The following is a 10,899-nucleotide window of genomic DNA, read 5'->3' on the forward strand; positions in this document are numbered from 1 at the left end:
CTGGCTTCCTGAGAGGGATAGCGTAGCCCGGATTGCGCTTCGCTCCATCCGGGTTACGGGCTGCTATCCCTTCTGCGTGTAGAGCAGCGGCACCGCGGAATCCACGACCACCTCGACAAGACTCGTGCCGTCATGTGTAAGCCCACGCTTCAGCGCGCTTGGAAGCTCGGCGGCCTTCGTCACGCGTACGGCCTGGCAGCCCATGCCTTCTGCGATCTTGACGAAATCGATATCGGGCAATTCCAGCCCCGGCACGTTGTGCACCTGCATCACCTGGCTGAACGAGCGCATCGCGCCGTAGCCTGAATTGTTGATCACCACCACCGTCATCGGCAGCTTGCGCTGCGCGGCGGTCCACAGCGCCTGGATCGAATACATCGCCGAGCCGTCGCCGATCAGGCAGACGACGCGGCAACCGGTGCGGCCGAGCGCCATGCCGACCGCGGCCGGAAGGCTGTAGCCGAGGCCGCCGCTCGCCATGGTGTAGAAACTGTCCTGCCCGCGCATCGGCATGAACTTCTGCATCGCCAGGCGGTGCGAGGGGGCCTCTTCCACCAGCACGTCATGCGGCCCCATCGCGGCGACAAGCGAATGCATCAGGAACTCGGCGGGAATCGGATCGCCGGGTGCGGGCACAGGCGACAGCGCGCGGCCCGCGGGCACGGCTCGCCTGGTTTCGGGCAACAGTTCGAGCAGTGTCGCAAGCGACGGCTTCATCGTGCCGATGATGCTGTTGCCGACTGGCGTGAACGACGCAGCATTTGGATCGTCGGTGATCTGGAACAGCGCGGTTGCGCCATCGAAGATCGAAGCGTGGCCCTCGACATGGAAGGTGAACACCGGCGCGCCGATCACGACGACCAAGTCGTGCCCGCGCAGCGCCTCCGAGAGCTGCCCCGGGGAAGCGTGGAGGAAGCCGGCGAATTGCGGATGCCGCTCGGGGAATGAGCAGCGCGCCGAGAACGGGCTCGCCCACACCAAGGCTTTGGTCTTCTCCGCGACCTCAATCATGAGATCGACGGCCTGCGCGCGGTCGACGGCGGGACCGACCACGAGGGCAGGGTGCTTGCTGTCGGCGAGCGCGGCGACCAGCGCCTTCATCGCGGCCGGATCGGGCCCGATCTCGCGGCTGATCTCGCGCGCCTCGACCGGCTGCGTCGGCCGGTTCCAGTCGTCGACCGGCACCGAGACGAAGGTCGGCCCGCAGGGCGGCTGCATCGCGATGTAATAGGCGCGTGCTATCGCGCCGGGCACGTCCTCAGGCCGCGCCGGCTCGACCGCCCATTTCACATAGGGCTGCGGGAATTCGGTGGCGCGTTCGGCATAAAGAAATGGCTGCAATGGCAGGATCGAGCGCGCCTGCTGGCCTGCGGTGATCACCAGCGGCGTCTGGTTGCGGTAGGCATTGAAGACATTGCCGAGCGCGTGCCCGACGCCGGCCGCCGAATGCAGATTGACGAAGCCGGCGTTGCGCGTCGCCTGCGCATAGCCGTCGGCCATCCCGACGACAGAGGATTCCTGCAGTCCCAGCACATAGTCGATGTCATCGGGCCAGTCGCTCAGGAACGGCAATTCGGTCGAGCCGGGATTGCCGAACACCTTTTTGATGCCGAAGGCACGGAGCAGTCCGAACGTCGCGTCCTTGACCGTGACGGCTTTGCTGTTGGCGGCGGCGGGCTTGCGGGACGACATCAGGCGATTCTCCCCAGTTTATTTTTTCGTCATTGCGAGCCACCGGGTCGGCGCGTAGCGCCGCCCGATGACAGGCTCCGCGAAGCAATCCATCTCGCCGCTTGCGGAGATATGGATTGCTTCGTCGCTTCGCTCTCGCAATGACGGCCTAGGAGCGACCGCTAGTCAAGGCCTACCACGTCGCCGTGCCCTTCATCGTCGGCTGCCCCTCAGAATTCGCGGTCCACAGCTCCAGGCCTTCGCCATTCTCATTGGCATTGACGGAGAACTCGCTGCCCTCGAACAGCGGCTGCACGCCGCGATAGACGAACTTCTTCGGCGGCTGGCCGCCATGAAGCTTGGCCGCCAGCTCGATGATGAACGCGGCCTGCAGCGGCCCGTGGAAGATCAGGCCGGGATAGCCCTCCACCTTGGTGACGTAGTCGCGATCGTAATGGATGCGGTGGCCATTGAAGGTCAGCGCCGAATAGCGAAACAGCAGCACCGGATCGGCCATGTGGCTCTCGTGGTGCTTTGCAACCGGCGGCGGGGGCGGAGCCTTCGCTGAGGTGGCCGCTGGCGTGCTCGTCATCTCGCGATAGACGATATCCTGCCGCTCGCGGATCGCGAGCCCGCGCGGCGTCGTCACCTCGTGATGGACGGAGACGAAGCACAGCGTGCCGGTCGAGCCGCTCTTCAAGCTCACGTCGGAGATGCGCGAGACGCGCTTCGGCTCGTCGCCGACGCGCAGCGTGTCGAGGAATTCGAGTTCGCCGCCGGCCCACATCCGCCGCGGCAGCGGCACCGGCGGCAGGAAGCCGCCGCGGGTCGGGTGGCCGTCGGGACCGAGCTGCGACATCGGAAACACCGGCTGCGCCAGGCACCAATGCACCGTGAACGGCGCGGCATCGCCCATCTTGGGCTCGCCGATCTCCTGGAACAGCGTCGCGCGCAGACCTTTCACGAGCTGCGCGGTGACGGTGTCGGAGGCCTCAGTGGTGCGGCCGATCCATTGCCTGAGATGATCGAGGTCGAGTTGTTCGCTCATGATGATTTGGCCCGGGCAGGAGAGGACTTTGCGGCGCTGGTCTGCTCGCCGATCGCCGGCACCGCGCCGTAGTGGCGCGGTTCGCCGACGACAATCGCAGCCGGTGCCGGATAGGCGACGCGGCCGTTCGGCGTGTCGACCTCGATCCGGCGCAGATGCGGATGGTGGGCGAGATCGGCCATCGTGTTGACCTCGGCGAAAGCGATGTCGGCATCGGCCAATTTCTGCAGCAGCTCATCGCGCGTCAGCTTCGCGAAGGCGTCGCCGACGGTCTGGTCGGTCAGCGCGCGGTTGCGCACGCGCTCGACCATGTTAGCGAAGCGCGGATCCTTCGGTAGCTCCGGCTGGCCCAGCACTTCGGCGCACAGCTTCTTCCATTCCCGTTCGCTCTGGATCGAGATCAGGATCTCCTTGCCGTCCCTGGAGCGGAACACGCCGTAGGGCGCGATCGAGGGGTGGGCGAGGCCCATGCGCTTCGGCGGCTTGCCGTCCTCGGCATTGAGCAGCGGCACCGTCAGCCAATCCGCCATCACGTCGAACATGGAGATGCGAATGTCAGCTCCCTTGCCGGTCCGCCCGCGCGCGATCAGCGCTTCGAGGATCGCCGCATGCGCGGTCGCGCCGGTCGCAACGTCCACGATCGACATACCGACGCGCGAGGCGCCCTCCGGCCCGCCGGTGATCGAGGCGAGTCCGCTCTCGGCCTGGATCAGGAGATCATAGGCCTTGCGATTGGCATACGGCCCTTCGTCGCCATAGCCCGTGATAGTGCAGCAGATCAGCTTCGGATAATCCTTGCGCAGTCGCGCGAGCGAGAAGCCGAGCTTGTCCATCGAGCCCGGCTTCAAATTCTGCAACAGCACGTCGGCGCCCGCGATGAGCTCTTCCAGCGCGCTGCGGCCTTCCTTGGTCGCCAGATCGACCACGACCGAATCCTTGCCGCGGTTGAGCCAGACGAAATAGCTGCTCTGGCCCTTGGCGGCGGCGTCATAGCCGCGGGCGAAATCGCCCTCGGGGCGTTCGATCTTGATCACATGCGCGCCGGCATCAGCCAGGCGCGACGAGCAGAACGGCGCAGCCACCGCCTGCTCCACGGCGATGACGGTCAGTCCCTCGAGCGGCAGCATGCGTCTCACCTCAGTAGGAGCGGGGCATGCCGAGCACATGCTCGGCGACGAAGGACAGGATCAGATTGGTCGAGATCGGCGCCACCTGGTAGAGCCGCGTCTCGCGGAACTTGCGCTCGACGTCGTATTCCTCGGCAAAGCCGAAGCCGCCATGGGTCTGCACGCAGGCATTCGCCGCTTCCCAGGACGCATCCGCCGCCAACATCTTCGCCATGTTGGCTTCCGCACCGCAATCGAGCCCGGCCTCGTACTTGCGGGTGGCTTCCTTCACCATCAACTCGGCCGCGCGCATCGAGGCATAGGCTTTTGCGATCGGGAACTGGATGCCTTGATTCTGGCCGATCGGCCGGCCGAACACGGCGCGCTCCTTGGCATAGTTGGTCGCCTTGGCGATGAACCATTTGGCATCGCCGATGCATTCGGCCGCGATCAGGATGCGCTCGGCATTCATGCCGGAGAGGATGTAGCGGAAACCCTTGCCCTCGTCGCCGATCAGGTTTTCCGCCGGCACCCGCATGTCCGTGAAGAACACCTCTGTCGTCGCGTGGTTCATCATGGTCCGGATGGGGCGGATCTCCAGCCCCTTGCCCTTGACCTCGCGCATGTCGACGATGAACACCGACAGCCCGTCGGTCCGCTTCTTCGCCTGCTCCTTCGGCGTGGTGCGCGCGAGCAGGATCATCAGGTCGGAATGCTCGGCGCGGCTGGTCCAGATCTTCTGGCCGTTGACGACGTAGTGGTCGCCGTCCTTCCGCGCAAACGTCTTCAGCGAAGAGGTATCGGTGCCGCTGGTCGGCTCGGTCACGCCAAAGGCCTGCAACCGCAATTCGCCGCTCGCGACCTTCGGCAGATACTTCGCCTTCTGCTCGGCATTGCCGTGCCGCAACACCGTGCCCATCGTGTACATCTGCGCGTGGCAGCCGCCGCCGTTGCATCCCGCGCGCTGGATCTCCTCCAGGATCGCCGCCGCCGCGGACAGCTTCAGCCCCGCGCCGCCATACTCCTCGGGGATCAGCACCGAGAGATAGCCGGCTTCGGTCAACGCATCGACGAATTCCTTCGGATACGCCATCTGCCGGTCGAGCTTGCGCCAGTATTCACCGGGAAACTGTGCGCAGAGTTTTGCCACCGCATCGCGGATGTCGGAATAGTCGTCATGGTGTTCTTGTGCGGTCATCGGAAATCACCGGCGCGTTCGTTTAAGGGATGGCGGATCTGAAAGGCGCGGCGGACCATTGTGGCGCCGGCGTAAACTCCCTATGCTGTTTTGTTATAGCGTATGAAGTAGCATTCCAAGATTGGCAAGCATGGATTTCCGCCAGCTTAGGACCTTTACCTGCGTTGCGGAACTCGGGAGCCTGAGCAAGGCCTCCGACACGTTGCGCATAGCTCAACCGGCGCTGAGCCGGCAGATCAAGCTGCTCGAGCACGAGCTGCGCACGGAGCTGTTCACGCGGAACGGTCGCGGCATGGTGCTGACCGATGCCGGTCGCCTCTTGCTCGCGCGCACCTCCGGCATCGTCCGCCAGGTCGACCAGATCCGCGACGACATCCAGTCCGCGCAGGGGCCGCCGTCGGGCCGCGTAGTGCTCGGCCTGGTGCCGACGGTGAGCTGCGTGCTCTCGGCGCGCTTCGCCCGCCGCTGCGTGGAGAATTTCCCGGGCATCTCGCTGCGCATCGTCGAGAGCTATAGCGGCCATCTGATCGAATGGCTGCACCGCGGCGAGATGGACCTTTCGATCATCTACGGCCGCACCGCGGACCTGCATCTGGCGACGCAGCCGCTCGGCCGCGACCAGATCGTCGCGGTCGGCCCTCGCGGCTGCGGCTTGTCGCGCAAGAAGCAGGTCGAGATCGGCTGGCTCTTGCGCCAGCGCCTGGTACTGCCCAGTCATTCGCATGGGCTCCGTGCCCTGATCGAGCACGCCGCGGCGCTCAAGAAGATCAAGCTCGACGTCCAGCTCGAGGCGGATTCGTTCCGCGTGCTCACCAGCCTGGTCGAGGAGGGGCTCGGCTTCGCGATGTTGCCGCCGTCTTCGGTGCGGAGCGAAGTCGCCGACGGACGGCTGGAAACCGCGGCGATCGCAAAGCCGCTGTCGCGCGAGCTGATCATTGCCTCTCCGATCGATCGTCCCACCTCGATCGCGACCACCGCCGTCACCGCGCTGTTGCGCGAGGAGGTCGCTGCCTGCCGCAAGGAAGGCCTCTGGGACATCAAGCTGGCGTAACGCCGTTGCGGTGCGCGCCAACAGCGGGGAGATTTAGGGCAAGCCTGCGCCAGCTTCCCTTCGCATCTGGTGCAGGCTGTCATGCCGGGTTTTTATAGCGGCCTGCTGTCGTCCCGGCCTTGAGCCGGGACCCATAACCACAGGAAGTTGTTGTGACGCGAGCAAGCAGTTGCTGCGGAGCACATTACAAGGCCCTGTGGTTATGGGTCCCGGGTCAAGCCCGGGACGACGGCGTCATTGCGAGCGAAGCGAAGCAATCCATCTCTCCACCCGCGGAAGCATGGATTGCTTCGTCGCTTCGCTCCTCGCAATGACGATCACCCCGGAATCCGCACCGGCAGCGTCTCATATCCCTTGATGAAGCTGGAATAGATCCGCCGGGGGTCGCCGACCACCTCGATACGGTCGAACCGTTTCAGCATCTCCTGCCAGATGATCTTCAATTGCAGCTCGGCGAGCCGCATGCCGACGCAGCGGTGGATGCCGAAGCCGAACGACAGATGCGTGCGCGGCCGCGGTCGGTCGATGATGAACTCGTTGGGGCGGTCGATCACCTCTTCGTCGCGGTTGCCCGAGACATACCACATCACGATGCGGTCGCCCTTTTTGATCGTCTTGCCGCCGAGCTCGGTATCTTCAAGAGCGGTACGCCGCATATGGGCGAGCGGCGTCTGCCAGCGGATCACTTCCGGCACCATCGAGTCGATCAATTCAGGGTTTTGCCTGAGCTTCTCGTACTGCTCCGGGTTTTCGTTCAGCGCCAGCACCGAGCCGGTCATGGTGTTGCGCGTGGTGTCGTTGCCGCCGACGATCAGCAGGATGAGGTTGCCCATGAGGTTGTCGCGGTCCATGTGCCGCGTCGCATCGCTATGCGCCATCATCGACAACAGATCGTTGCGCGGCGGCGCGTTGACGCGCTCGTTCCAGAGCTTGGCGAAATAGGCGTAGCATTCGTCCATTTCCTTCCGCCGCTGCTCCGGCGAGTCGACGATGCCGCTCTTGGGCAGAGCGGTGGCGACGTCGGACCAGCGCGTCAGCTTGCGCCGTTCCTCCCAGGGGAAGTCGAACAGCGTCGCCAGCATCTGCGTGGTCAATTCGATCGAGACCCTTTCGACAAAGTTGAAGGTCTCGTTGCGCGGCAGGCCGTCCAGCACTCGTTGCGACCGCTCGCGGATCAGCTTGGCAAGCTCGTCCAGATGCGTCGGCGTGAACATCGGCGACACCGTCTTGCGCTGCGCCGAGTGTTTCGGCTGGTCCATCGCGATGAAGCTCGGCCAGTCATAGCCGACCGGCATGTCGCGGATGCCGATGCCGCCAAGCGTCGCATCAGAGGAGAAGATGCCGTGGTTGGTGTCGACATGCATGATGTCGTTGTACTTCGTAACCGACCAATAGGGCTCGATCGGCGCGTTGGTGCAGTAATGCACCGGCTCTTCTTTGCGCAGCCGCTCGAACCACGGCTGCCACGTGTCGTTCTGGAACAGCCTTGGCGCGCCCGGGTGGAAATTCTTCAGCGGCGTCGAATAGGCCTCCTCGCGCGCCAGGCGCATCAGCTCGTTCCTGTCGACCCTGACCGAAGTCTGCACGTTCATGGTTATCAACTCCCAAAAGCGCTAGAGCATTTCGGTTCTGATGGAATCAGAACCGAAGCTCTAGATTCTCGTTTTGACGCGTTTTCTTCACGCGAACCGGTGTCCACTTCGCTCGAAAACGCTCTAGTCCGCGATGCGGACCGGCAGCGTCTCATATCCCTTGATGAAGCTCGAATACACGCGCTTCGGCTCCTCCACCACCTCGATCGTGTCGAAGCGTTTCAGGATCTCTTCCCAGATGATCTTCAACTGCAATTCGGCAAGTCTGAGGCCGACGCAGCGATGGATGCCGAAGCCAAACGAAATGTGAGTGCGGGGACGGGCGCGATCAATGATGAACTCGTAGGGGCGGTCGATCACATCTTCGTCGCGGTTGCCCGAGACGTACCACATCACGACCTTGTCACCCTTCCGGATCTGCTTGCCACGGAACTCGATGTCGGCAAGCGCGGTGCGGCGCATATGCGCCAGCGGCGTCTGCCAGCGGATCACCTCCGGCACGAAGCTGTCGATCAAGTCAGGGTTCTGCTTCAGCTTGCGATACTGGTCGGCATTCCGGTTCAGCGCATAGATGCTGCCGGAGAGCGTGTTGCGCGTGGTGTCGTTGCCGCCGACGATCAAGAGGATCAGATTGCCGAGGAAGTTCTTCGGGTCCATGTCGCGCGTCGCCGGGCTGTGCGCCATCATCGAGAGCAGGTCGCTCTTCGGCGGCTGGTCGATCCGTTCCTTCCACAGCCGCGAGAAATAGCTGGCGCATTCCATCAGCTCTGCCTGCCTCTCGTCCTCGGTCGCGACCAGCCCGCCGGCGCCCGGAAGGGTGGTGGCGGCGTCCGACCAGCGCGTCAGCTTGCGCCGGTCCTCCCAGGGGAAATCGAACAGCACCGCCAGCATCTGCGTGGTCAATTCGATCGAGACCCTGTCGACCCAGTCGAACACGTCGCCGCGCGGTAGGTTGTCGAGGCATTCGGTCGAGCGCTTGCGGATGTTGATCGCCAGCTCGTCGAGATGGGTCGGCGTGAACATCGGCGCCACGGTCCGCCGTTGCGCCGAGTGCCGCGGCTGATCCATCGCGATGAAGCTTTCGCGGCGCAGATCCGGGGCGATGTCGCGGATGGTGATGCCGCCGAGCGAGGCGGCCGAGGAGAACACCGAATGGTTGGTCTCGATCTCCATGATGTCGTTATACTTGGTCACCGACCAATAGGGCCCGAACAGGCTGTCCCGGCAATAGTGCACCGGCTCCTCCCGGCGTAGCCGGTCGAAATAGGGCCAGAACGAATCGGTCCGGAACAGTTCGGGAGCGCTGGGGTCGAATTGATCCAGCGGGATCGCATAAGCCCGCTCGCGGGCGGCCTCCTGGGTTTCGCTCTGGGCGCGATCGACCGTCCCGTGCATGGCGTATCTCCTTGGATCGTCCCGGTCCGGTTGTTCCGTCGGGCGCATTTTCCGGGAATTACAACCCGTCACGCCGCGCAGGGCAAGGGCGAGTTTGGCACATTTGGCCGCATTCGGATTCGACCTCGCCCCGCGAAAGGGCTGGGAAGTAGCTCCCCCGTCATTCCGGGGCGTCCGAAGGACGAGCCCGGAATCCATTCAACCGCATGTGCAGGCGGAGAAATGGATTCCGGGCTCGACGCTTCGCGCCGCCCCGGAATGACGGGGCTGACGTTGCCGTAAGAGCGCCGAGAGGGGGACGAAGGTGCCCCGTGACAACCGGTCCGGCAGCGCATAAGGCTAGGGCAACAAGCCATTCTGGAGGCCGCTCGCCATGATTCCCAACGCGCAACGGATGTTCAATTTCGACCTGGGCGAGACCGCGGATGCGATCCGCGAGACCGTGTACGATTTCGCGAGCAACGAGATCGCCCCACGCGCGGCCGAGATCGACCGCACCAACCAATTCCCGCGCGACCTCTGGCCGAAGATCGGCGCGCTCGGGCTGCACGGCATCACCGTCGAGGAGGAATATGGCGGAACAGGCCTCGGCTATCTCGAGCACTGCATCGCGCTGGAGGAGATCTCGCGTGCCTCCGCGTCCGTCGGCCTGTCCTACGGCGCCCATTCCAACCTCTGCGTCAACCAGATCCGCCGCAACGGCAACGAGGCGCAGAAGCGGAAATATCTGCCGAAGCTGATCTCGGGTGAGCATGTCGGCTCGCTCGCAATGTCCGAGCCGAGCGCCGGAAGCGATGTGGTCTCGATGAAGACCCGTGCGGAGAAGAAGGGCGATCGGTTCGTGCTCAACGGCAACAAGATGTGGATCACCAACGGTCCTGTCGCGGAGACGCTGGTGGTCTATGCCAAGACCGATCCGAACGGCGGTCCGCGCGGCATCACCGCTTTTATCATCGAGAAGGGCATGAAGGGCTTCTCCACCGCGCAGAAGCTCGACAAGCTCGGCATGCGCGGCTCCGACACCTGTGAGCTGGTGTTCGAGGATTGCGAGGTGCCGGAGGAGAACGTGCTCAGCGAGGTCGGCCGCGGGGTAAACGTGCTGATGAGCGGCCTCGACTACGAGCGCGCGGTGTTGGCGGCCGGCCCGATCGGCATCATGCAGGCCTGCATGGACGTGGTGATGCCCTATGTGCACGAGCGCAAGCAGTTCGGCCAGCCGATCGGCACCTTCCAGCTCGTGCAGGGCAAGGTCGCCGACATCTATACCACGATGAACGCCTCGCGGGCCTATGTCTATGCGGTGGCGAAAGCCTGCGACCGCGGCGAGACCACGCGCGAGGACGCCGCCGGCGCGATCCTCTACGCCGCCGAGAAGGCGACGCAATGCGCGCTCGACGCTATCCAGCTCCTCGGCGGCAATGGCTACATCAACGACTATCCGACCGGCCGCCTGCTGCGCGACGCCAAGCTTTATGAGATCGGCGCCGGCACCAGCGAAATCCGCCGCATGCTGATCGGCCGCGAACTGTTCGAAAAGACCGCGTAGTGTCTTCTTTCTCCCTCTCCCCGCTCTTCGCAGGGCTGTCCGGGGAAAATCAGCCATAGCAAAATGCCAATTGGTTCGGGGAAGTTCGCGATTTGGGCTTACTGGGATTGATAGGTGGCGGCTCGTTGATCGCGGCCAGGGATCGACGGGTGAACAGAAACTGGCGGATCAGTTCGGCCAGCCTGAGAGGGAGCATCTTGACGCAGTTGGCGCGCGCGGCGATGCGCAACAACAGGTAGGCAATCATCGCAGCGAGCACCTGCAGGCGGATAGCATTGTCGTTGGTGCCGAG

General features: G+C 64.1%; 8 protein-coding genes and 1 pseudogene. 2 read left to right on the forward strand and 7 right to left on the reverse strand.

Going from position 1 to position 10,899, the window contains the following annotated elements; genetic code table 11:
* Nucleotides 1-63: 63 nt before the first annotated feature.
* The 4 genes from mdlC to YY7_RS0102020 form a co-directional block, all read right to left on the reverse strand.
* Complete coding sequence (gene mdlC, locus YY7_RS0102005; RefSeq protein ID WP_028161766.1) at nt 64-1,692, reverse strand: benzoylformate decarboxylase; 1,629 nt, start codon at nt 1,690-1,692, stop codon at nt 64-66.
* A gap of 172 nt (nt 1,693-1,864) precedes the next feature.
* Nucleotides 1,865-2,719, reverse strand: a complete 855-nt coding sequence (locus YY7_RS0102010) for an FAS1-like dehydratase domain-containing protein (RefSeq protein ID WP_028161767.1) — start codon at nt 2,717-2,719, stop codon at nt 1,865-1,867.
* Nucleotides 2,716-3,846, reverse strand: coding sequence for a CaiB/BaiF CoA transferase family protein (locus YY7_RS0102015; protein WP_028161768.1), 1,131 nt, complete (start codon nt 3,844-3,846; stop codon nt 2,716-2,718). The genes YY7_RS0102010 and YY7_RS0102015 overlap by 4 nt, the downstream gene beginning before the upstream one ends.
* 10 nt (nt 3,847-3,856) lie before the next feature.
* A complete protein-coding gene (locus YY7_RS0102020) occupies nt 3,857-5,023 on the reverse strand; it encodes an acyl-CoA dehydrogenase family protein (RefSeq protein ID WP_028161769.1) in 1,167 nt (388 codons plus the stop codon).
* Nucleotides 5,024-5,153: 130 nt separating this feature from the next.
* On the opposite strand from YY7_RS0102020, the gene YY7_RS0102025 reads away from it, so the two are divergent.
* The gene (locus tag YY7_RS0102025; protein WP_028161770.1) at nt 5,154-6,074 is read left to right on the forward strand and encodes a LysR substrate-binding domain-containing protein; all 921 of its coding nucleotides are present in this window, start codon (nt 5,154-5,156) and stop codon (nt 6,072-6,074) included.
* A 317-nt stretch (nt 6,075-6,391) separates the two neighbouring features.
* Here YY7_RS0102025 and YY7_RS0102030 read toward each other — a convergent pair whose 3' ends face one another.
* Both YY7_RS0102030 and YY7_RS0102035 read right to left on the reverse strand, forming a co-directional pair.
* Nucleotides 6,392-7,666, reverse strand: coding sequence for a cytochrome P450 (locus YY7_RS0102030; protein ID WP_028161771.1), 1,275 nt, complete (start codon nt 7,664-7,666; stop codon nt 6,392-6,394).
* 123 nt (nt 7,667-7,789) lie between these two features.
* Complete coding sequence (locus YY7_RS0102035; protein WP_028161772.1) at nt 7,790-9,061, reverse strand: cytochrome P450; 1,272 nt, start codon at nt 9,059-9,061, stop codon at nt 7,790-7,792.
* A gap of 373 nt (nt 9,062-9,434) precedes the next feature.
* Here YY7_RS0102035 and YY7_RS0102040 point away from each other — a divergent pair, with 373 nt between their 5' ends.
* Complete coding sequence (locus YY7_RS0102040; RefSeq protein ID WP_028161773.1) at nt 9,435-10,607, forward strand: isovaleryl-CoA dehydrogenase; 1,173 nt, start codon at nt 9,435-9,437, stop codon at nt 10,605-10,607.
* 49 nt (nt 10,608-10,656) lie between these two features.
* Here the strand turns inward: YY7_RS0102040 and YY7_RS61750 are convergent.
* A pseudogene (locus YY7_RS61750) lies at nt 10,657-10,899 on the reverse strand (IS4 family transposase); the annotation flags it as partial.

The organism is Bradyrhizobium elkanii WSM2783 (assembly GCF_000472865.1).
In the GTDB taxonomy this organism is placed as follows: Bacteria; Pseudomonadota; Alphaproteobacteria; order Rhizobiales; family Xanthobacteraceae; genus Bradyrhizobium; species Bradyrhizobium elkanii_A.